Origin of the sequence: Vibrio sp. V39_P1S14PM300, assembly GCF_009904765.1 — a bacterium.
Classification (GTDB): Bacteria; Pseudomonadota; Gammaproteobacteria; order Enterobacterales; family Vibrionaceae; genus Vibrio; species Vibrio proteolyticus.
Map to the genome: position 1 here is coordinate 1 of NZ_WXWP01000353.1, position 20,675 is coordinate 20,675.

A 20,675-nucleotide genomic window follows, 5' to 3' on the forward strand; every position below is an offset into this window, starting at 1 on the left:
ATTTAAATTAACGGGTTATTATTAGCATGAAAACTTTCGTTGCTAAACCAGAAACTGTAAAACGCGACTGGTACGTTGTAGACGCTGAGGGTAAAACTCTAGGTCGTCTAGCAAGTGAAATTGCATCTCGCCTACGTGGCAAACACAAAGCTGAATACACTCCTCACGTTGACACTGGTGATTACATCATCGTTATCAACGCTGAGAAAGTTGCTGTAACAGGCAACAAAGCTAAAAACAAAGTGTACTACCGTCACTCTGAGTTCCCAGGCGGCCTAAAATCAATCACTTTTGAAAAGCTGATCGATCGTAAGCCTGAGATGGCTCTTGAACTAGCGGTTAAAGGCATGCTTCCACGTGGTCCTCTTGGCCGTGCTATGTACCGTAAGCTGAAAGTTTACGCTGGCGCTGAGCACAACCATGCTGCTCAACAACCACAAGTACTGGACATCTAATCGGGGATTTCGGAAATGGCAGAGAATCAATACTACGGCACTGGCCGTCGCAAAAGCTCAGCTGCACGTGTTTTCATCAAACCAGGCAGCGGCAACATCGTAATCAACAAGCGTAGCCTTGATGAGTACTTCGGTCGTCCAACTTCTCGCATGGTTGTTAAACAACCTCTTGAGCTAGTTGAAATGACTGAGAAACTGGACCTATACGTTACTGTTAAAGGTGGCGGTATTTCAGGTCAAGCAGGTGCTATCCGTCACGGTATCACTCGCGCTCTGATGGAATACGATGAGTCTCTACGTCCTGCTCTACGTGCCGCTGGTTACGTTACTCGTGACGCTCGTCGCGTTGAACGTAAGAAAGTGGGTCTGCGTAAAGCACGTCGTCGTCCACAATTCTCTAAGCGTTAATCTCTTTTTACGAAAAGAGAACGCTCCGATTTTTATATCGGATTGTGGGTCAAAAGCCTGGCATTTTTGCCAGGCTTTTTTGTTTTTTGCTCGAAGAAAATCCTCTCCCGAACGGCCGTTTATTCTGCTTTGTTTCACTTATCTCCCTTTTGTGACCTCACAAGCGATTTACTTCACAAATGTTACAAAAAGGTAGCTTTATCTTGTCAAAAAGTAGGGTTTTATTTATCATTTCCCATCAAATAAATACAACGAAAATCGTATTTTGTTAGCCATGCTCTGTCATCGGAATAACGATAATCCATAAGGAGCAAATGGGAGAATGTTGGATGAGCAATGCGCCTTTAAATAACGGTCGCAGACGTTTCTTGACGGCAACAACGGCGGTTGTTGGTGGTCTTGGAGCAGCTGCTGTCGCCGTTCCTTTTATTAAGTCCTGGAACCCGAGTGCCAAAGCGAAAGCTGCCGGTGCCCCAGTTGAAGTTGATGTCAGCAAACTGGAAGAAGGGCAGATGGTTCGTGTCGAGTGGCGTGGTAAGCCTGTATGGGTGGTTCGACGTGCACAGTCTATCGTTGACGGCCTGAAGGTCATCGACGGTCAATTACGTGATCCTTCTTCAGAAGAAGCACAGCAACCGGATTACGCTCAGAATGAGTACCGTTCGATCAAACCCGAGTATTTCATCGCGGTTGGTATCTGTACTCACCTGGGGTGTTCGCCTACCTATTTACCAGACAGTTTCAGCGAACAGGTTCAGGGTGTGAAGTCAGGTTTCTTCTGTCCGTGTCACGGTTCGAAGTTTGATATGGCTGGCCGAGTCTTCCAGGGGGTGCCCGCGCCGCTGAACTTGGTGGTGCCTAAGCACATGTACCTGAGTGATACCAAAATCATTATCGGTATTGATGAAACTGGGGAGGCATAATGCAAGCTCTACTTGATTGGGTAGAAAAACGCATACCCGCAATGAATGCGTACAAGAAACACCTTTCTGAGTATCCAATGCCGAAGAACTTCAACTTCTGGTACTTGTTTGGCTCACTGGCAATGCTTGTCCTGGTTAACCAGATCCTAACGGGTATCTGGTTGACTATGAACTATGTTCCGTCCGGCGACGGCGCGTTTGCTTCTATCGAATACATCATGCGTGATGTGGAATACGGCTGGCTGCTGCGTTACATGCACTCCACTGGCGCATCGGCGTTCTTTATTGTGGTGTATCTGCACATGTTCCGTGGACTTATCTACGGCTCATACCAGAAGCCGCGTGAGCTGCTGTGGTTGTTCGGTATGCTGATCTTCCTGGTTCTGATGGCAGAAGCCTTTATGGGTTACCTGTTGCCATGGGGGCAGATGTCCTACTGGGGCGCTCAGGTGATCATTTCTCTGTTTGGTGCGATTCCTGTGATCGGTGACGATCTGACACTATGGATTCGTGGCGACTACGTAATCTCCGGCGCGACGCTGAACCGTTTCTTTGCTCTGCATGTAATCGCACTACCGATCGTATTGCTGCTCTTGATCGTGCTGCACGTGCTGGCGCTGCATGAGGTGGGTTCTAACAACCCGGATGGCATCGAAACTAAGCTGCCGAAAGGCTCTATGGGCGACGATTACCAGAGCCAGTTCAAGTTCCACGAGTACTACACTAAGAAATACGACATCATCGATTCGATTCCTTTCCATCCGTACGGTACGGTTAAGGATTTGGTGGGTGTGGCAGGCTTCCTGTTCCTGTTCTGTTATGTCTTGTTCTTTAACCCAGAGATGGGCGGTTACTTCCTTGAGCCACCTAACTTTGAAGCGGCAAACCCGCTGAAAACGCCTGAGCACATTGCACCGGTTTGGTACTTCACACCGTTCTACGCGATTCTGCGTGCGGTACCGGACAAGCTGCTGGGTGTTATCGCAATGGGGGCATCCATTGTGGTTCTGTTTGTGCTGCCTTGGTTGGATCGTTGTAAAGTGCGTTCTTACCGTTACCGTAGCAAGCTTCATTTGATCAATATCATTCAGTTCACCATCTGCTTTATCGCGCTGGGTATTCTGGGGGCGCTGCCTGCGACTCCAACATACACACTGCTGGCGCAGATCTTTAGCTTAGGTTACTTCATGTTCTTCGTGCTGCTGTTCTTCTACAGCAAGAATGAAGCGACCAAACCATTACCAGAGAGGGTGAATTTCAAATGAAGAAATGGATTGTAGTTTTATTTGCTTTGCTGCCATCTCTGGCGATGGCTGCTGGTGCGAAGGTGCCGTTGGACCAAGCCAACAACGATCTGACGGATGAGGCATCACTGCAAAACGGTGCCAAACTGTTTATGAACTACTGTTTTGGCTGTCACTCGGCGCAATATCAACGCTATGAGCGTGTTGCGACTGACCTCGGCATTCCGGCTGATCTGATGAAAGAAAACCTGATTTTCAATCCTGAAGCGAAAATTGGTGACTTGATGGAAAATGCCATTCCTGAAGAGTCGGCTGCGAAGTGGTTTGGCGCGCCACCACCAGATTTGACGCTGGTGGCCCGCGTGCGTGGTACCGATTGGCTGTATACTTACCTGCGTTCATTTTACGCCGATCCGTCTCGTCCGTTTGGGGTGAATAACATCGTTTTCCCGAGCGTGGGCATGCCTCACGTGTTGGAAGAGCTGCAGGGGATTCCGCAGCCCGTGTTTGAAACCAAAATGGTGGATGGTGAAGAGCATAAAGTCGTGGTTGGTACCAAAACCGACGGAACGGGTGAGCTGCATACCGAAGAGTACGACAGAGCGGTCCGTGATCTGGTGAACTTTCTGGAGTACTCCGGTGACCCGGTCAAGCTCGAGCGTCATGCTCTGGGCTGGTGGGTGATGGGCTTCTTGGTTCTGCTGACCATCGTGGTCGTGTTACTCAAGAAAGAGTATTGGCGCGATGTGCACTAATTGTGCTATCATACCGTGCTAATTTCCGCGTTTTAACGTTTACAATGGAGGCTTAGCCTCCATTGTTTTTATTTAAGTAAGTGTGCTGGAGGGCTCCATGGCTGTAGCTGCCAATAAACGTTCTGTGATGACTCTATTTTCAAGCGCATCTGATATGTATAGCCATCAGGTACGCATTGTACTGGCTGAGAAAGGCGTCAGTGTAGAAGTTGAACTTGTTGATGAAGCGAATCTGCCTGCTGAGCTGATTGAGTTGAATCCATACAAGACAGTGCCAACGCTGGTTGACCGTGAGCTTGCGCTGTACGATTCGAAGATCATCATGGAATACCTGGATGAGCGTTTTCCTCACCCACCACTGATGCCTGTTTACCCGGTTGCCCGCGGTAATAGCCGTCTGATGATCTACCGTATTGAGAAAAACTGGTACTCACTGGCTGAGAAAGTGGTGAAAGGCACTGCGGAAGAATCGGAAGCTGCGCGTAACAAACTGCGCAACGACCTGCTGACTCTGGCGCCGGTTTTCGCTGAATACGAATACTTCATGAGTGAAGAATTCAGCCTGATCGACTGTTACCTGGCTCCGCTGTTGTGGCGTTTGCCTGTACTGGGTATTGAGTTGACAGGTCCGGGTTCAAAAGAACTGAAAGTTTACATGAACCGCGTATTTGAACGTGATTCATTCCTGGCTTCACTGACTGAAGCTGAACGAGAAATGCGCCTAGCTCGCTAACAGAATCGATGGATATTGCCCAAATGACTCCGCGTCGCCCATACATGCTGCGCGCGTTTTATGACTGGTTGGTTGACAACGATCTGACGCCTCACTTAGTGGTGGATGCCACTTTACCTGGGGTTCGGGTTCCGGTTGAGTTTATCCAGGATGGCCAGATCATCCTCAATCTCGCTCCGCGAGCGGTCGGTAATCTGGAACTGGGGAACGAAGTGATTACCTTCAACGCCCGTTTCGGCGGACGTCCTCATTCGGTGATTGTGCCTCTATACGCGGTGCAGGCGATTTATGCCCGCGAAAATGGGGCAGGGACCATGTTTGAGCCTGAGCCAGCTTACGACATCGCTTATGAAGATGAAGCGCTGGAAGAGCTGGCTGAAGAAGCGGAAGCCACAGGTCTGACTGTAGCGACCTCGGCGGAAAACCAGACCACGGACGACGATGATGACGAAGCACCACGTCCCAAAGGACGGCCGAGTTTGAGAGTCGTGAAATAAAAAAAGCAGCGCATTAGCGCTGCTTTTTTATCGACTTCATTTAAGCGTCAGTCGGCGTATTCAAACGCTTTGATGACTTGCTTTACACCAGAGATATTTCGGGCGATGTTGACGGCTTTATCGGCGTGCGCACGTTTGACGTAGCCCAGCAAAAAGACTTCTTTGTCCTCGGTAATGACCTTGATTTTGACGGTAGTCAGCTCGCTGTCAGCCAGTAGCGACGACTTCACTTTGGTGGTGATCCAGCTGTCATGGCTGATTTCGCCAACCGAGAGTGGTGCTTTGATCCGGACTTGATTGTAGATGGTTTTGACGCCCTTGACGTCACGAGCCTGTGCAACGAACTGATCGAGTAACTCCTGGTTACGAGCTTGTCCCATCAGAACCACAGTGCCGTTGTAGGAACTGGCCACAATGCGCACATTGCCAGTGTACGGCGCTTTGTTACCAATACCGGCGACTTCAAACTCAATGTTGTTGTCATTCCAGATCTCCTGCGTTGAACGGGGATCGGTCACAATGTTGGCGGTGGTTGCCGCACCAGCGACAAATAATCCCGCACACCCGGAGGTCGACAGGATAACCGCAGTCAGTAGCAAGGTTTTTAGGCTTTTCATCATTACTCTTCGTGTGTCGGAAACAGAACTTGATCGATAAGATCGCACAAGCAGTGCAACGTCACCATATGGACTTCGTGAATTCTGGCGGTTCTGTGAGATGGAATCCGAATTTCCACATCATTTTCGCCCAGTAACCCGGCCATTTCACCGCCGTCTTTGCCGGTCAAAGCGATGATGGTCATGTCGCGAGTCACTGCCGCTTCCATCGCTTTGATGATGTTCTTACTGTTACCGCTGGTGGATATTGCCAGTAAAATGTCACCCGGCTGACCGAATGCACGTACTTGTTTGGAGAAGATCTCTTCATAATGATAGTCGTTGGCGACCGCCGTGAGCGTGGTATTGTCAGCGGTCAGTGCCATGCCCGGCAGACTGGGACGTTCGGTTTCAAAGCGATTGAGCAGGCAAGAGACAAACTGTTGAGCATTCGAAGAGGAGCCGCCATTGCCGCAACAGAGTATTTTATTGCCGTTGAGTAGGCTGGTGACCATGGCCTGAGCCCCATGGGTAATGGCATCAGGCAGCGCTTCGGCTGCCGCGATTTGAATTTGAATGCTTTCTTTGAAACTGTCTTTAATGCTGTCGAGCATTGATTATCCTTGAACTATTGCGTTTTTTATCCAGTCAGTTTGCTTGCCGTTATCATGAATAGCAACGACGTCAAACCGAAAGTCGGTTGTGTGAACCGAAAGGTTCTGGGTTTGTAGCCAACGGGTTGCTGTCCGGATCAGCTTTTGCATTTTCTGATACGTAACCGTTTCCGCCGCGTGGCCAAAGTTCTGATGAGTACGGTAGCGTACCTCTACGAAGACGATGGTATCACCGTCACGCATGATCAGATCGATCTCACCCGTTCTGGCGCTAAAGTTTCTCTCAATTAATGACAGACCGCAACCAAGTAAATACTCTTTGGCTGCGGTCTCGTAGTGATCGCCTTTAGAGCGACGGCTCAAGCTCTTCAGCAGTTTCATCCGGTTCCGCCGTTGGCAACTCGTCCGTGGCAATATCATCGCTGCCGGTCGTCGTTACTGGGGTTGCTTTCCCGTACTCACCCCAACTGATTTCACGCTGAACGACGCACTGTGAGTCGATGCTCAGGATGCCGGTTTGGCCATCCACCGTGTAGCCAGACACCACTTTCATTTGTGGCAGCTCTTCCATCAGAGTATACGCGTCCATGCCCATCGCTTTGAGACGCTTCTCGACGTTGGACTCACGTGGCCACAGCTCCGCCATTTGCTCGGCTGTTTGTGGATCGGGTGAGATCAGCAGTGGAATATCGCTGTAAGCAACACCGGTCAGGTCTTCATACTGTTTACGGCCGTTGTTGCTGCTGGAGTTAGCGAACAGCTTCGGTGGCGCGGTATCCGGGTTGATGGCGACTTCGATAAATGGCTTGATCAGTGTCAGCTCGGAGCTTTTGGCCACAATATACACCGCGTCGATGTCACGACGGCTGCGCGGCTGGGATTCCAGTGAACGGCGCATCAGGGATTGCATCTGAGTGATACGTTGTTGACTGTCTTGCAGGCCAAAAACCGTGTTGATGTTGCGTTGTAGCTGACGTTTATCACCAAATAGGCTGACCGCCACTTTATTCGGGCTGTATTTTCGCCACTCTTTTTCAAACGCTTCTGTTACGCGTTCACCCAAACGACCTTTCGGTGCCAGGAGCAGTGGAAACTGGTAGCCTAGCTCGTGCAGGTGTTTGGCAGCCTGAGCCACTTCCTGTTCAGGGGAAAGCGCCAAATAGCACACGCCCGGGCCATCTTCGAGTTGATCCGGAATGTTCAGCGCCAGTGTTGGGATAGGCGCTGGCAGGCTGCTCTGTTCACGTTGCAGGTCTTCAACGTTTTCTTTGGTTAACGGACCGACGATGAAATCGATGTTTTTCTGCACCAGCGTCTGTTTGATCTGTTCGGCAGAGTTGGTGTTGGTATCGATCACCGTCAGTGAGGCGTTTGGATCGCGGTTAGGATCGTTCATCATTTTCATCATGAATCCATCGCGGATCAGTTGCGCCTGTTTGGCGTATTTGCCGGAAAGCGGCAGCAGCAGTGCGGAATTCACTGGCTTGATAATGTCCAGCGCCAGGATGTTGGTCAGAGATTGAGGTGTGTACTGGGCCGCCGGATGATTCGGGTTTTCTGCCAGCCACTTTTCCAGAGTATTTTTCAACTGAGGAATATCGCTGGTCATGGTTTTCGCGTACACCGCCAGTTGCAGCCAGCCATCGAGTACAGCTTCGTTCGGCGCGGCCGCCAGCTCGGTAATGTCGTCAGTTTTGTACTTGGTCAGGTTGCTCCAGATTTGCTCAGACAACATCGGCTGCTGGCTTGGAATTAAATATGGCGAGGCCAGTGTCAGCTCACGACTGGCATCGAAATATTTTCCCTGACGGGTCAGTAACTCGGCGCGCAACTGATGGTATTCCAGCCACTGCTGATCATCCAGTTGCCAGCTTGGCTGAAAATTCAGCTGTTTCAGCGCTTGTGGGTAACGCTCTTGCGTCACCAACAGTTGCGCACGAGCCAATTGCCATTCGGCCTGCTGGGCGTCGCTGAGCTGCTGCTTTGACAGGCGGTTAACGATCAATTCCGCTTGCTGAGTGTCGCCCGCCTGAATAGCGGCTTTCAGCGCCAGGATTAACCAATCGTTCTGGATGCTGCCTTGTGTACTGTCGGCCTGCATCAGGTAACGCTGGGCGGATTGAGTCGGGGCAGAGGTGATGTCCACGTCCGATGTGGAAGGCGTAGACGAACAAGCTGCCAGTGTAATTGCTAATGCAACAGGAGTGAGTAAGCGTGGTACACTGACTCTCTTGTGGTTTTTCATAGCCATGAGTTCTTTATTTTGCGTGTAAAATTGTTTCTATATTAATCGTTGAAGTGATGGTAAACAAATGACAGATAATAAAACTTTGCCAATGGACGTCCCGACTCTTTATATCGTCCCGACGCCAATTGGTAACCTGGGCGACATCACACACCGCGCACTGGACGTGCTGAACGGAGTGGACCTGATTGCTGCCGAAGACACCCGCCATACAGGGAAGTTGCTGTCTCACTTCAATATTCAAACGAAGACCTATGCGCTACATGATCACAATGAACAGCAAAAAGCACAAGTCTTAGTCGAAAAATTGCTCGCCGGGCAATCCATCGCTTTGGTGTCAGACGCCGGCACGCCACTTATTAGTGATCCAGGGTACCATCTGGTATCGCAATGTCGTCAGGCAGGCGTCAAAGTTGTGCCATTACCGGGTGCGTGCGCCGTCATTACTGCGTTAAGTGCCTCAGGATTGCCGTCGGATCGTTTCAGTTTCGAAGGTTTCTTACCGGCGAAGAGCAAAGGGCGTAAAGACAAATTTCTTGAAATTGCCAAAGCGGAGCGCACCTGCATTTTTTATGAATCACCACATCGGATCACGGATTCTCTGCAGGACATGCTGGCGGTCCTCGGCCCGGAGCGTGAGGTGGTGCTGGCCCGTGAGCTGACCAAAACCTTTGAAACCATTCAGGGTATGCCATTGGCTGAATTGGTTGAATGGGTGGCCGCGGATGACAATCAACAGAGGGGTGAGATGGTGCTGCTGGTGCATGGGTACCGGGCCAGTTCAGATGGCAGTTTGCCGGAAGAAGCGACCCGCACGCTGGCGATTCTGACTCAGGAACTGCCCCTTAAGAAAGCGGCGGCCCTGGCGGCGGAAATCTACAGCGTGAAGAAAAACGCTTTGTATAAGTGGGGCCTGGAACATTTAGGTTAAGTGTCACAAGGGTGAGATTTTGCGCGCTATTGGTGAAACTTTGCTCGCTTAAGGCGGAAAGTGCTATCCAGGCCTGATCTTCCTAGACACCCGTCACAGAACTCTATACAATCCGCCCTCGGAGTCGACCGGGTAGTCGCTGCTTCATTGATGTCTTCAGCCTAGTGTTGGGGAGACTGATGGAGGGGAGGAAAGTCCGGGCTCCATAGAGCAGGGTGCCAGGTAACGCCTGGGGGGCGCAAGCCTACGACAAGTGCAGCAGAGAGAAGACCGCCGATGGCCCGTAAGGGATCAGGTAAGGGTGAAAGGGTGCGGTAAGAGCGCACCGGACGACTGGCAACAGTTCGTTGCAAGGTAAACTCCACCCGGAGCAAGACCAAATAGGCCTCCACATTGCGTTGCTCGCGTAAGGAGGCGGGTAGGTTGCTTGAGCCAGTGAGCGATTGCTGGCCTAGACGAATGGCTACTGCCGCGCAAGCGGAACAGAACCCGGCTTACAGGTCGACTCCCACTATTCAGACCCATCGTAACTTTTCGGTTATGATGGGTTTTTTGCTTTTTACTGACGAAAATGTTTCTGAAGCCACTAAACTTAGCGCAATATCACGTGATGGCAGCGATAGCAGTGGCGATATAGTACTAAATCAGTACACTTAACCTTTACCTGTTTTCATGGTTCAGCCCAAGCTAGACGAGATAACGATGACCGAATCTTTCCAACATATTTCCGTATTGCTCCACGAATCCATCGAGGGACTGGCGATCAAACCTGACGGCATTTACATCGACGGTACGTTCGGACGTGGTGGCCATAGTCGCACCATCTTGTCTCAGCTCGGGGAAAACGGTCGTTTGTACAGCATTGACCGTGATCCTCAGGCGATCGCGGAAGCGAAAACCATCGATGATCCTCGTTTTACGATTGTGCACGGTCCGTTTTCTGGAATCGCGCACTACGCCAAACAACATGGCTTGGCGGGTAAAGTCGATGGTGTCCTGTTTGACCTGGGGGTATCGTCACCACAACTGGATGACGCCGAACGTGGCTTCAGTTTTATGAAAGACGGACCACTGGATATGCGTATGGATCCAACCTCTGGTATTCCGGTCTCGCAGTGGTTGATGGAAGCGGATTTGGATGACATTACCTGGGTGATCCGTGAATTTGGTGAAGACAAGCACGCGCGCCGCATTGCCAAGGCGATCGTGGCTTACCGTGAAAACGAAGAGAACGAGCCACTGAAACGCACCAGTCAGCTGGCCAAATTGATCTCGGATGCGGCGCCAAAGAGCTTCAAAGAGAAAAAACATCCGGCGACCCGAGCCTTTCAGGCATTTCGTATTTACATCAACAGTGAGCTGGAAGAGATTGATACCGCGCTGAAAGGGGCAGCGGAGATCTTGGCACCGCAAGGGCGTCTGTCGGTGATCAGCTTTCACTCTCTCGAAGACCGTATGGTTAAACGCTTCATTCGTAAAGAGAGCCAAGGCCCCCAAGTTCCACACGGTATTCCGATGACAGAAGCACAGATCCAGGCGTTGGGCAGTGCCAACATGAAAGCCATTGGTAAGGCGATCAAACCGTCCAAACAGGAAATTGAACTCAATCCTCGTTCACGCAGTTCCGTACTGCGCATAGCTGAAAAACTATAACACGCATGAGTAAAGACACGCCTAACCTGGCCAAATTGATTGGAGCGGATCTGCTGACCGTGGGTCGCATCCCGATGTTACTGCTGATATTGATTTTCGCCAGCGCCATGGGCGTTGTGTTTATGACCCACCACACCCGAGAGGCCATTTCAGAAAAAGACGTGGCGCAGGCTGAACGTGAACGACTCGATAACGAGTGGCGTAACCTGTTGCTGGAAGAGACCGCTCTGGCGGAGCACAGCCGGGTGCAGTCTGTGGCCAAAGACGAGCTGGATATGCAACGTCCGGATTCCGAGAAAGAAGTGATCGTGACGCTAAAATGACCAAGAAAAAAGCCAAACCGGCCAAGAAGCCGTCCAATACTCGTAAAGTCCTGGAAGATAAGCCGATTCTGATCCAGTGGCGTTTTTACCTGGTGTTGTTTTTTGTCTTTTTAGCCTTTGCGGTGCTGGTCGTACGCATTGCTTACATACAGGTCATTGAACCGGACAACCTGATCCGCGAAGGCGATTTACGCTCGGTGCGAGCCAAGACCCTCCATTCCGCCCGTGGGATCATCTCTGATCGAAATGGAGAGCCGCTGGCGGTCAGTGTGCCGGTACAAGCGGTGTGGGCCGACCCGGTAACCATTTTTAAACAAGGTGGGTTGAAAGACATTGAACGCTGGTATGCGCTGGCGGACGTGCTCGGCCTGAAACGTCAGGATCTGATCGATCGGGTCAACGGGAATCAGACACGCCGCTTTATCTACCTGCAGCGTCAGGTCAGTCCGGCGATGGCCAAATACATCCGCGAACTTAAATTGCCTGGTATCGGACTGAAAGCCGAATCCCGGCGTTACTATCCGGCGGGAGAAGTCAGTGCACACTTAGTCGGTGTGACCGGCATTGATGGTCACGGTCTGGAAGGCGTGGAACGTAGCTACGACAAGTGGCTCACGGGTGAGGCGGGCAAACGTATCATCCGGAAAGATCGTTACGGCCGGGTGGTGGAGAACATCTCACTGGAAGAGCGTGAAGAAGGTAAACCGCTCAAGCTGACCATCGATCAGCGCATTCAGGCGATTGCGTACCGGGCGATCAAGCAGGCGGTAGCCGATTATCGTGCGACGTCCGGCTCGGCGGTGATCCTGGACGTGAAAACGGGGGCGGTACTGGCGATGGTGAACGCACCGTCTTATAACCCCAATAATCGCGAAGATCGTCAGCCGTTTAAAATGCGTAACCGCATCATCACAGATGCGATGGAACCGGGCTCGACGGTTAAACCGTTTGTGGTTCTGGCCGCCTTGGAAAACGGGACCGCGAACAAGGATACCGTGATCGATACCGGGTACGGCATTATGCGCATCGGTGGCAGCCGGGTTCGGGATACCTCGAAAGTCGGCAAAGCGGACTTGCGCACCATCTTGAAAAAGTCGAGCAACATCGGGGTGGCGAAGCTGGCGCTGGGGATGCCGCTGGAATCGTTGCTTGGCATGTACAGCTCCATTGGTTTTGGCGAAGTGTCCGGACTGAATCTGGTCGGAGAGACCACCGGTATTTTCCCCAACCGGCGACGTTGGTCACAATTTGAGATCGCTACACTGGCGTTTGGTTACGGTATTTCCATCACGCCGCTGCAACTGGCGCATGCGTATGCCACATTAGGTAATTATGGTAAGTACCAGCCGATCCATATTATTGAGAACAATGATCAGGATTTGTCACGTCAGGTGATGGATCATGACAAAGCCAAGCTGGTGCTAAACATGCTCGAATCGGTGACTCAGCCGGGCGGTACGGCGACCAAAGCTGCCGTGCCGGGCTATCGTGTGGCGGCCAAAACCGGCACCTCGCGCAAAGCTGCGGTGGGTGGTTACAGTGATGAATACGTGGCTCTGACCGCTGGCTTGGCGCCGGTCAGTAATCCTCGGGTTGCCATGGTGGTCGTGGTGAACGAACCGCAAGGCGACCAGTTTTACGGTGGTTCGGTTGCAGGTCCGGTCTTTTCCGAAATCATGAAAGGCACACTGCAAATTCTGAACGTGGCACCGGACGAGAATCGATTTAAAGAAAAATAAGAGAGAAGCAGGATGACTTCCGCAATCACACTTTCGGGGCTATTGTCTCCCTGGATCCGTTTGGATGATCCACACCTTGCCGCGATGCCCGTTGCTCATTTGGAACTGGACAGTCGTAAAGTGGCCACTGGCGATGTGTTTGTCGCTGTGATCGGTCACAGTGTCGACGGACGTCGTTTTATCCCGGCCGCGATAGAACAGGGCGCGGCGGCGGTGATTGCGCAGGCGTGTGAGCGGTATCCTCATGGTTATATTGACAGCCAGCACCGTGCTCCGGTGATTTACCTGGCGGATCTGAATCAACACCTGTCACATCTCGCCGGGCGTTTGTACACCAGCCAAGGCAATGCCCTGATCGGGGTTACCGGTACCAACGGTAAAACCACCATTACCCAATTGATAGCACAGTGGCTGACATTACTGGGCAAGCGTGCCGCGGTGATGGGCACGACCGGGAACGGCTTCTTGGACGCTCTCAAACCGGCGGCCAACACCACTGGCAGCGCGATTGATATTCAACGCTCGTTAAGTGAACTCACCCGACAGGGCGCGGAATATACCGCGTTGGAGGTCTCTTCTCATGGTCTGGTGCAGCAGCGAGTCAAAGCGCTGAACTTTGCGGTCGGGGTGTTCTCTAACCTCAGTCGTGATCACCTTGATTACCATGGCAGCATGGAAGAGTATGCCCGGGCTAAATTCAGCCTGTTCACTGAACACTCCTGCCAGCACGCAGTGATCAACGTGGATGATCCGGTCGGAGCCGATTGGGCCGACGCGTTGCCAAACGCTGTGCGCGTCTCGCTCAAAGCGCAGACGAGCGGCGACCACACCGTCTATGCCGAGCAGATCGGGTATGCCGAAAGTGGTATCAAAATTCAATTCAACGGCTGTTTTGGCGCAGGCACTTTGCAGGCGCCGTTGATCGGTGAATTTAACGCGTCTAACCTGATGCTGGCATTCGTCAGTCTGATGTGTCTGGGTTTTGACATTCAGCAGTTAATCCTGACGGCGCCCCAACTGAAACCTGTCCTCGGGCGGATGGAACTCTTCCAAACCACTGACAAAGCTAAAGTAGTGGTCGACTATGCTCATACTCCGGACGCGCTAGAGAAGGCGCTTAACGCCCTGAGGGTGCACTGTCAGGGCAAGCTGTGGGGGATATTCGGCTGTGGTGGGGATCGCGACTGTGGCAAACGGCCGATGATGGCAGAAATTGCCGAACGTCTGGCGGATCACGTGATCCTGACCGATGATAATCCGCGCAGTGAAGACCCGGCCGCCATCATGACGGATATGCTGGCAGGTATGCAGCGTCCTCAGAGCGCGATCGTTCAGCACAGTCGTTTCAAGGCGTTGCAACATGCCCTCACGCACGCAGCGGCTAACGACATCATCTTATTGGCCGGCAAAGGCCATGAGGATTATCAGATCATCGCCAATGACACCATCCATTACTCAGATCGCGAATCTGCTCAGACACTGTTAGGACTGAAGGAATGATTACTGTCTCGTTAACTCAGCTTGCTGAAGTATTGAATGCCGAACTGATTGGCGCCAACTGTGAGATCCACAGTGTTTCGACGGACACCCGACACATCGAGGCTGGTGCGCTGTTTGTCGCTCTGAGCGGTGAGCGTTTTGATGCCCACGATTTTGTTCCGCAGGCGATCGATGCTGGTGCCGCGGCACTGCTGGTCAGCCGCAAGCTGGACGTTGCTGCGCCGCAACTTTGTGTTGAGGATACCCGTCAGGCGCTGGGTGCGCTCGCGGCCTGGGTGCATCAACAATGCCAGACACCGACGCTGGCGATCACCGGTAGCTGTGGCAAAACCACGGTTAAAGAAATGGTGGCTGGTATTCTGGCGGCGCAGGGAGAAGTGTTGTTTACCGCCGGTAACTTTAATAACGACATTGGGGTGCCGCTGACGCTGCTGCGCTCGCGCCCGCAAGACAAGTTCGCCGTGATTGAGCTTGGCGCAAACCACGTGGGTGAAATTGCTTACACTACACAGCTGGTCAAACCCAGTGTTGCTCTGGTGAACAATGTGGCCGCAGCGCACCTGGAAGGGTTTGGCTCTCTTGATGGCGTCAAACGCGCCAAAGGCGAAATTTATCAGGGATTGGCGGCCGGCCAAACGGCGATCGTCAACTTAGACAGCAACGGCGGCGCTTACTGGGACGAGGTCCTGTCAGACAAGGTGGTCAAAACCTTCTCGCTCAGCGATCCCCTGGCGGACTACTATGCCAGCGATATTCGCTTAAACTCCGCCGGAGAGGCGCAGTTTCGTCTGCATACACCGGGCACCCAATTCGATGTCAGTCTCGGCATCGTTGGTCAGCACAATGTTGCCAACGCATTAGCCGCGACAGCGCTGGCGTGTGAGTTCGGCGCGAGTGTTGAGCAGATACAGCAGGGGCTGAGTCAGTTGGCCAACGTTAAAGGACGGGTTGAAGTTGTCGCGCTGAGCGACAAACTGAAGCTGATTGACGACAGTTACAATGCCAGTGTACCGGCGATGAAAGCCGCCGCGGATCTGCTCGGCAGTTTCGCCGCAGAGCGCTGGCTTATTTTAGGTAATATGGCGGAGTTGGGCGATGAAAGCCTTGCACTTCACCGCCAAGTCGGGGAACATGCTGCCCCATTCAATTTTGAACATGTGTTGACGTACGGCTGTGACGCTAAAGTGATCAGTGAGGTCTGTAATGGCATTCATTTTGATTCACATGACAGCATGATCGCCTACATCGAGCAGCAACTGGAACAACAGAGTGAGCAGGCTCATACCTTGTTGATCAAGGGCGCGAACAGTGCCGGTATGAGTCGTGTAGTGGCTGCTTTAAAGGAGAAATTTTCATGATTATTTGGCTCGCGGAACTACTCCAGCCATACTTTTCATTCTTTCGATTGTTTGAATACCTGTCATTCAGAGCGATCGTCAGCATTCTGACTGCCTTGGGCCTGTCTTTGTGGATGGGGCCGCGACTGATCAAACGCTTGCAATTGTTGCAAATTGGTCAGGTGGTGCGCAACGAAGGACCGGAATCTCATTTTAGTAAACGTGGCACCCCAACCATGGGCGGGATCATGATCCTCGCGGCGATCATCATCACGGTATTGCTGTGGACCGATTTGTCGAATCCGTATGTGTGGGCTGTGCTGGCCGTGCTGCTTGGCTACGGGGCGGTTGGTTTTGTTGATGACTACCGCAAAGTCGTGCGCAAAAACACTGATGGTCTGGTGGCGCGCTGGAAATATTTCTGGCAATCGGCGATTGCGCTGGTGGTGGCCTTTGCACTGTATGCGCATGGTAAAGACACTGCGGCAACTCAACTGGTGGTGCCATTTTTCAAAGACATCATGCCGCAACTTGGGCTGATGTACATTGTTCTGACCTACTTTGTGATTGTGGGCACCAGTAATGCGGTCAACCTGACCGATGGTTTGGATGGTCTGGCGATCATGCCGACTGTACTGGTGTCGGCCGGTTTCGCAGCGATTGCCTGGGCAACCGGTAACGTTAATTTTGCCAACTACCTGCATATTCCGTATGTCCCTCAGGCGTCGGAGCTGGTGGTGGTGTGCACCGCAATCGTGGGAGCCGGACTGGGCTTCTTATGGTTCAACACGTATCCGGCACAAGTGTTCATGGGCGATGTCGGCTCACTGGCACTGGGCGGCGCGCTGGGCACCATTGCAGTGCTGGTTCGTCAGGAATTCGTTCTGGTGATCATGGGCGGAGTATTTGTGATGGAAACGCTGTCGGTGATCTTACAAGTCGGCTCGTACAAGCTGCGGGGTCAGCGTATTTTCCGTATGGCCCCGATTCACCATCATTATGAGCTGAAAGGCTGGCCGGAGCCGCGCGTGATTGTGCGTTTCTGGATCATTTCCATCGTGCTGGTGCTGATTGGCCTGGCGACGCTGAAAGTCCGTTAAGTTATTGTTGAAGATAGATTACTGAGAATTTATGGCTATGGAACGTTGGCAGGATATTGAGAAAGTCGTGGTGGTCGGTCTGGGTATAACTGGGCTGTCGGTTGTGAAGCACTTACTTTCTCTGCCTCATTCTTTGCAGATCAAGGTTATTGATACCCGAGATAACCCGCCCGGAAAAGAGGATCTGCCGACGAACATCCCGCTCCATCAAGGCAGCTGGAAAAGTGACTGGTTGCTGGAGGCGGATTTGATTGTTGCGAATCCGGGGATCGCACTCAAGACCCCTGATATCCAGCACGCGCGGGAGGCTGGGATTCCGGTTGTCGGTGACATTGAACTGTTTGCCTGGCAGGTGGACAAGCCGGTGATTGCCATTACGGGGTCGAACGGTAAGAGTACCGTGACCGATCTGACAGGGGTGATGGCCCGTGCTGCCGGGGTGAATGTTGGCGTCGGTGGCAACATTGGCGTACCGGCACTCGATTTGCTCAACGAAGACGCGGATCTGTACGTGCTGGAACTGTCCAGTTTTCAGTTGGAAACCACATCCAGCCTGAAACTGCAGGCGGCAGCATTCCTCAATTTGTCGGAAGATCACATGGATCGCTACGAGGGTATGGACGATTACCGTCAGGCAAAACTGCGTATTTTCCGTCATGCTTGTCACTGCATCGTGAATAGACAAGACCCGGCGACCTATCCCGAGCAGGGTGCAATCACCGAATTTGGCCTGTGCGCCGCAGCGGACTTTGGTCTGCAGTTTGTCAATGGGGAAGAGTATCTAATGAGCCGAGGCACGCCGCTGCTGCCGTCCTCTGCGTTGACTCTGGTTGGACGCCATAACGTTGCCAACGCGTTGGTGGCGCTGGCGCTGTTGGATGCGGCGCAGGTCGACATCGCGGCCACACTGGAAGCGCTGCAAGCATACAATGGCCTGACTCATCGTTGTCAGGTGGTGGCGGAGCAACATGGCGTCAAGTGGGTAAACGATTCCAAAGCGACCAATCTGGCCAGTACTCTGGCTGCGCTCTCCGGGCTGGAATGCCCGGGCAAACTCTACCTGCTGGTCGGCGGGGTAGGCAAAGGAGCGGATTTTTCAGCACTCGCGCCAGTGCTGGCAACCATGAATGTGCAGTTGTGCTGTTTTGGCGCCGATGGTGGAGCATTTATGCATTTGCATCCGTCGGCAAAACGCTTTGACTCAATGGGCGAAATCATGGCGGCGATTGCGCCGGAACTGACGTCTGGCGATATGGTGATGCTTTCGCCTGCCTGTGCCAGCTTTGATCAGTTCAAAAACTTTATGGCCCGTGGTGATGCCTTTACGCAGTTAGCCAGACAATACGCATAACCTCAGGTACCCGAGACGATGTCGATTAAGCAAGTACTGCACAGTATCCGCCGCTGGTTTTCTCATCCGGCTCCCGACGCGATGTTTGACCGTCAGTTGGTGTGGATTTCGCTCGGACTGATGCTGACCGGGCTGGTGATGGTGACGTCGGCGTCATTTCCGATCAGCTCACGTCTGACCGGACAACCTTTCCACTTTATGTTTCGCCATGCCCTGTTTCTGGCGCTGGCGTTGTCCGCTGCGACTGTCATTGTTCAGGTTCCGATAGAGCGCTGGATGCGTTACAGCTCAGTGTTTCTTGGGGTCTCATTCATCCTGCTGATTGTGGTGCTGCTGGCGGGTAAGTCAGTGAATGGCGCCTCACGCTGGATTCCGCTTGGCTTATTCAACTTACAGCCTGCCGAGGTTGCCAAACTGTCGCTGTTTATCTTTATGTCCAGTTATCTGGTGCGCAAACAGGACGAAGTCCGTGAAACCTTTTTTGGCGGCTTCCTGAAACCGATCATGGTATTCGGTGCTTTGGCGGTGCTGCTGCTGGGGCAGCCTGACTTGGGGACTGTGATCGTGATGCTGGTGACCTTGTTCGGCATGCTGTTTATCGCCGGGGCGAAACTCTCTCAGTTTATCGCACTGATGGTGGCCGGGATTCTCGCGGTGATCGGCTTGATCGTTGCCGAGCCTTACCGGATGCGCCGAGTGACCTCGTTTCTTGACCCATGGGAAGATCCGTTCGGCAGCGGCTATCAGTTGACGCAATCGCTGATGGCGTTTGGCCGCGGCGAATGGATGGGGCAAGGCCTCGGCAACTCCATTCAGAAGCTGGAATACCTGCCGGAAGCTCATACCGACTTTGTGTTCGCCGTGCTGGCTGAAGAGCTGGGCTTTATCGGCGTTATTCTGGTGCTGATGTTGATATTCGCTCTGGTGATCAAAGCGGTGCTGATCGGTAAAAAAGCGTTTGAACATGAACAGAATTTTGGCGGTTACCTCGCCTTTGGTATCGGCATTTGGTTTGCTTTTCAGACCATGGTTAACGTCGGCGCCGCAGCGGGCATTGTGCCAACCAAAGGTCTGACATTACCGCTGATCAGCTATGGTGGCTCGAGTCTGATCATCATGTCGGTGGCAGTGGCGATTCTGCTGCGTATCGATTTTGAATGCCGCCTGCTGGATAAACACAAACTTGCAATAGAAACTGAGCCTGATGAAACAAAATAAACGTCTGATGGTAATGGCCGGTGGGACCGGGGGGCACGTCTTCCCCGGACTGGCTGTTGCACACAAACTGCAGCAACAAGGCTGGGATATTCGCTGGCTGGGAACCGCCGATCGTATGGAGGCGGATCTGGTGCCCAAACACGGTATCGATATCGATTTTATTCGCGTTAAAGGACTGCGGGGGCAAGGCGTACTGCGTCTGCTGAAAGCGCCGTTTCAGATCGTGAATGCCATTCTGCAGGCCCGCCATTATATGAAAGCCTGGCAGCCGGATGCGGTACTGGGCATGGGCGGTTATGTCAGTGGCCCCGGGGGCATTGCTGCCTGGACACTGGGGATCCCAGTGGTGTTGCATGAGCAAAATGCCGTCGCCGGATTGACCAACCAATGGTTGTCCAAAGTGGCGAAGAAAGTTTTTCAGGCTTTTCCGGGCGCCTTCCCGCAAGCTGAAGTGGTTGGCAATCCGGTCCGTGATGATGTGGTGCAACTGCCGCCTCCGTCGGAGCGCATGCGGGATCGTACCCAGCCGGTTCGTATTCTGGTGATGGGGGGCAGTCAGGGGGCTCAGATCCTGAACCGTACTTTGCCAGAGGTGATGGCAACGCTGGGTGACGGCTACGTTATCCGTCATCAGGCGGGAAAAAACAACCAACGCCCGGTACAAGAGGCGTATCAGCAAGCCGGAGTCACTAACGCAGAGGTGATCGAGTTTATCGATGATGTGGCGCAGGCTTACGCCTGGGCTGATCTGCTGGTGTGTCGCTCAGGTGCCTTGACGGTATCGGAAGTGTCAGCTGCCGGTGTGGGCGCGATCTTCATTCCTTTCATGCATAAGGATCGCCAGCAGGCACTGAATGCAGACCACCTAGTCGAGTGCGGGGCGGCAAAAATGATTGAACAGCCACAACTGACCGTCGACAGCCTAACCCGAGAGATTCAGGCACTGGATCGCAGCCAACTGACCGCCATGGCAGAGAAAGCCCGGGCAGCGGCTAAACTCAACGCGGATCAAGTTGTGGCGGACGCCATCGTAGCGCTAACCAAATAGAGAAC

Annotated in this window: 21 protein-coding genes and 1 other RNA gene; 18 read left to right on the forward strand and 4 right to left on the reverse strand. The window is 52.7% G+C overall.

Features of this window, described 5'->3' with window-relative positions; translation table 11 throughout:
- The first annotated feature begins 26 nt into the window (after positions 1-26).
- From rplM to sspB, 7 genes are all read left to right on the forward strand, one after another.
- The gene (gene rplM / locus CAG65_RS18485; protein ID WP_021706948.1) at positions 27-455 is read left to right on the forward strand and encodes a 50S ribosomal protein L13; all 429 of its coding nucleotides are present in this window, start codon (positions 27-29) and stop codon (positions 453-455) included.
- 15 nt (positions 456-470) lie between these two features.
- On the forward strand, positions 471-863 hold the full coding sequence (gene rpsI, locus CAG65_RS18490; RefSeq protein ID WP_021706949.1) for a 30S ribosomal protein S9: 393 nt from the start codon (positions 471-473) through the stop codon (positions 861-863).
- Positions 864-1,192: 329 nt separating this feature from the next.
- Positions 1,193-1,786: a ubiquinol-cytochrome c reductase iron-sulfur subunit gene (petA, locus tag CAG65_RS18495; RefSeq protein WP_040903124.1), complete on the forward strand. Its 594-nt coding sequence runs from the start codon at positions 1,193-1,195 to the stop codon at positions 1,784-1,786.
- A complete protein-coding gene (locus tag CAG65_RS18500) occupies positions 1,786-3,051 on the forward strand; it encodes a cytochrome b (protein WP_021706951.1) in 1,266 nt (421 codons plus the stop codon). The genes petA and CAG65_RS18500 overlap by 1 nt, the downstream gene beginning before the upstream one ends.
- On the forward strand, positions 3,048-3,785 hold the full coding sequence (locus CAG65_RS18505; RefSeq protein WP_021706952.1) for a cytochrome c1: 738 nt from the start codon (positions 3,048-3,050) through the stop codon (positions 3,783-3,785). The genes CAG65_RS18500 and CAG65_RS18505 overlap by 4 nt, the downstream gene beginning before the upstream one ends.
- Positions 3,786-3,882: 97 nt before the next feature.
- Positions 3,883-4,518 (forward strand): stringent starvation protein SspA, encoded by a 636-nt coding sequence (sspA, locus tag CAG65_RS18510; protein WP_021706953.1) that lies wholly within the window; start codon positions 3,883-3,885, stop codon positions 4,516-4,518.
- A gap of 8 nt (positions 4,519-4,526) precedes the next feature.
- Positions 4,527-5,015, forward strand: coding sequence for a ClpXP protease specificity-enhancing factor (sspB, locus tag CAG65_RS18515; protein WP_021706954.1), 489 nt, complete (start codon positions 4,527-4,529; stop codon positions 5,013-5,015).
- A gap of 47 nt (positions 5,016-5,062) precedes the next feature.
- Here the strand turns inward: sspB and CAG65_RS18520 are convergent, their stop codons facing one another.
- The 4 genes from CAG65_RS18520 to CAG65_RS18535 are packed head-to-tail and all read right to left on the reverse strand — an operon-like array spanning position 5,063 to position 8,470.
- Positions 5,063-5,632 (reverse strand): BON domain-containing protein, encoded by a 570-nt coding sequence (locus tag CAG65_RS18520; RefSeq protein WP_161454596.1) that lies wholly within the window; start codon positions 5,630-5,632, stop codon positions 5,063-5,065.
- A 2-nt stretch (positions 5,633-5,634) separates the two neighbouring features.
- A complete protein-coding gene (locus CAG65_RS18525) occupies positions 5,635-6,225 on the reverse strand; it encodes a phosphoheptose isomerase (protein WP_021706956.1) in 591 nt (196 codons plus the stop codon).
- A gap of 3 nt (positions 6,226-6,228) precedes the next feature.
- On the reverse strand, positions 6,229-6,597 hold the full coding sequence (locus CAG65_RS18530; RefSeq protein WP_161454597.1) for a YraN family protein: 369 nt from the start codon (positions 6,595-6,597) through the stop codon (positions 6,229-6,231).
- Complete coding sequence (locus tag CAG65_RS18535) at positions 6,572-8,470, reverse strand: penicillin-binding protein activator (protein WP_161454585.1); 1,899 nt, start codon at positions 8,468-8,470, stop codon at positions 6,572-6,574. The genes CAG65_RS18530 and CAG65_RS18535 overlap by 26 nt, the downstream gene beginning before the upstream one ends.
- A 67-nt stretch (positions 8,471-8,537) precedes the next feature.
- On the opposite strand from CAG65_RS18535, the gene rsmI reads away from it, so the two are divergent.
- The 11 genes from rsmI to murG all read left to right on the forward strand — a co-directional run bounded on the left by rsmI (position 8,538) and on the right by murG (position 20,670).
- On the forward strand, positions 8,538-9,401 hold the full coding sequence (gene rsmI, locus CAG65_RS18540) for a 16S rRNA (cytidine(1402)-2'-O)-methyltransferase (protein WP_161454586.1): 864 nt from the start codon (positions 8,538-8,540) through the stop codon (positions 9,399-9,401).
- A gap of 120 nt (positions 9,402-9,521) precedes the next feature.
- Positions 9,522-9,914: RNase P RNA component class A (rnpB, locus tag CAG65_RS18545), an RNA gene on the forward strand.
- 189 nt (positions 9,915-10,103) lie between these two features.
- Positions 10,104-11,054 (forward strand): 16S rRNA (cytosine(1402)-N(4))-methyltransferase RsmH, encoded by a 951-nt coding sequence (gene rsmH, locus CAG65_RS18550; RefSeq protein ID WP_021706961.1) that lies wholly within the window; start codon positions 10,104-10,106, stop codon positions 11,052-11,054.
- Between the two features lie 5 nt (positions 11,055-11,059).
- On the forward strand, positions 11,060-11,377 hold the full coding sequence (gene ftsL / locus CAG65_RS18555) for a cell division protein FtsL (RefSeq protein WP_021706962.1): 318 nt from the start codon (positions 11,060-11,062) through the stop codon (positions 11,375-11,377).
- The gene (locus CAG65_RS18560; RefSeq protein ID WP_021706963.1) at positions 11,374-13,116 is read left to right on the forward strand and encodes a penicillin-binding transpeptidase domain-containing protein; all 1,743 of its coding nucleotides are present in this window, start codon (positions 11,374-11,376) and stop codon (positions 13,114-13,116) included. Before ftsL ends, CAG65_RS18560 begins: the two co-directional genes overlap by 4 nt.
- Before the next feature lie 12 nt (positions 13,117-13,128).
- Positions 13,129-14,616, forward strand: a complete 1,488-nt coding sequence (murE, locus tag CAG65_RS18565) for a UDP-N-acetylmuramoyl-L-alanyl-D-glutamate--2,6-diaminopimelate ligase (RefSeq protein WP_161454587.1) — start codon at positions 13,129-13,131, stop codon at positions 14,614-14,616.
- On the forward strand, positions 14,613-15,974 hold the full coding sequence (gene murF / locus CAG65_RS18570; protein ID WP_161454588.1) for a UDP-N-acetylmuramoyl-tripeptide--D-alanyl-D-alanine ligase: 1,362 nt from the start codon (positions 14,613-14,615) through the stop codon (positions 15,972-15,974). Before murE ends, murF begins: the two co-directional genes overlap by 4 nt.
- Positions 15,971-17,053 carry a phospho-N-acetylmuramoyl-pentapeptide-transferase gene (mraY, locus tag CAG65_RS18575; protein ID WP_021706966.1) on the forward strand — a complete coding sequence of 361 codons (1,083 nt, stop codon included), beginning with the start codon at positions 15,971-15,973 and terminating at the stop codon, positions 17,051-17,053. Before murF ends, mraY begins: the two co-directional genes overlap by 4 nt.
- A gap of 37 nt (positions 17,054-17,090) precedes the next feature.
- A complete protein-coding gene (gene murD, locus CAG65_RS18580; protein WP_202599454.1) occupies positions 17,091-18,404 on the forward strand; it encodes a UDP-N-acetylmuramoyl-L-alanine--D-glutamate ligase in 1,314 nt (437 codons plus the stop codon).
- Positions 18,405-18,422: 18 nt separating this feature from the next.
- Positions 18,423-19,622 (forward strand): cell division protein FtsW, encoded by a 1,200-nt coding sequence (gene ftsW / locus CAG65_RS18585; protein ID WP_161454590.1) that lies wholly within the window; start codon positions 18,423-18,425, stop codon positions 19,620-19,622.
- Positions 19,609-20,670 carry an undecaprenyldiphospho-muramoylpentapeptide beta-N-acetylglucosaminyltransferase gene (gene murG / locus CAG65_RS18590; protein WP_161454591.1) on the forward strand — a complete coding sequence of 354 codons (1,062 nt, stop codon included), beginning with the start codon at positions 19,609-19,611 and terminating at the stop codon, positions 20,668-20,670. Before ftsW ends, murG begins: the two co-directional genes overlap by 14 nt.
- The last annotated feature ends 5 nt before the right edge of the window (positions 20,671-20,675 follow it).

Excerpts from the sequence above, each read along its gene's own strand:
- rplM (WP_021706948.1), top strand. The coding sequence starts at position 27 with ATGAAAACTTTCGTTGCTAAACCAGAAACTGTAAAACGCGACTGGTAC.
- rpsI (WP_021706949.1), top strand. The coding sequence starts at position 471 with ATGGCAGAGAATCAATACTACGGCACTGGCCGTCGCAAAAGCTCAGCT.
- petA (WP_040903124.1), top strand. The coding sequence starts at position 1,193 with ATGAGCAATGCGCCTTTAAATAACGGTCGCAGACGTTTCTTGACGGCA.
- CAG65_RS18500 (WP_021706951.1), top strand. The coding sequence starts at position 1,786 with ATGCAAGCTCTACTTGATTGGGTAGAAAAACGCATACCCGCAATGAAT.
- CAG65_RS18505 (WP_021706952.1), top strand. The coding sequence starts at position 3,048 with ATGAAGAAATGGATTGTAGTTTTATTTGCTTTGCTGCCATCTCTGGCG.
- sspA (WP_021706953.1), top strand. The coding sequence starts at position 3,883 with ATGGCTGTAGCTGCCAATAAACGTTCTGTGATGACTCTATTTTCAAGC.
- sspB (WP_021706954.1), top strand. The coding sequence starts at position 4,527 with ATGGATATTGCCCAAATGACTCCGCGTCGCCCATACATGCTGCGCGCG.
- CAG65_RS18520 (WP_161454596.1), bottom strand. The coding sequence starts at position 5,632 with ATGAAAAGCCTAAAAACCTTGCTACTGACTGCGGTTATCCTGTCGACC.
- CAG65_RS18525 (WP_021706956.1), bottom strand. The coding sequence starts at position 6,225 with ATGCTCGACAGCATTAAAGACAGTTTCAAAGAAAGCATTCAAATTCAA.
- CAG65_RS18535 (WP_161454585.1), bottom strand. The coding sequence starts at position 8,470 with ATGAAAAACCACAAGAGAGTCAGTGTACCACGCTTACTCACTCCTGTT.
- rsmI (WP_161454586.1), top strand. The coding sequence starts at position 8,538 with ATGACAGATAATAAAACTTTGCCAATGGACGTCCCGACTCTTTATATC.
- rsmH (WP_021706961.1), top strand. The coding sequence starts at position 10,104 with ATGACCGAATCTTTCCAACATATTTCCGTATTGCTCCACGAATCCATC.
- ftsL (WP_021706962.1), top strand. The coding sequence starts at position 11,060 with ATGAGTAAAGACACGCCTAACCTGGCCAAATTGATTGGAGCGGATCTG.
- CAG65_RS18560 (WP_021706963.1), top strand. The coding sequence starts at position 11,374 with ATGACCAAGAAAAAAGCCAAACCGGCCAAGAAGCCGTCCAATACTCGT.
- murE (WP_161454587.1), top strand. The coding sequence starts at position 13,129 with ATGACTTCCGCAATCACACTTTCGGGGCTATTGTCTCCCTGGATCCGT.
- murF (WP_161454588.1), top strand. The coding sequence starts at position 14,613 with ATGATTACTGTCTCGTTAACTCAGCTTGCTGAAGTATTGAATGCCGAA.
- mraY (WP_021706966.1), top strand. The coding sequence starts at position 15,971 with ATGATTATTTGGCTCGCGGAACTACTCCAGCCATACTTTTCATTCTTT.
- murD (WP_202599454.1), top strand. The coding sequence starts at position 17,091 with ATGGAACGTTGGCAGGATATTGAGAAAGTCGTGGTGGTCGGTCTGGGT.
- ftsW (WP_161454590.1), top strand. The coding sequence starts at position 18,423 with ATGTCGATTAAGCAAGTACTGCACAGTATCCGCCGCTGGTTTTCTCAT.
- murG (WP_161454591.1), top strand. The coding sequence starts at position 19,609 with ATGAAACAAAATAAACGTCTGATGGTAATGGCCGGTGGGACCGGGGGG.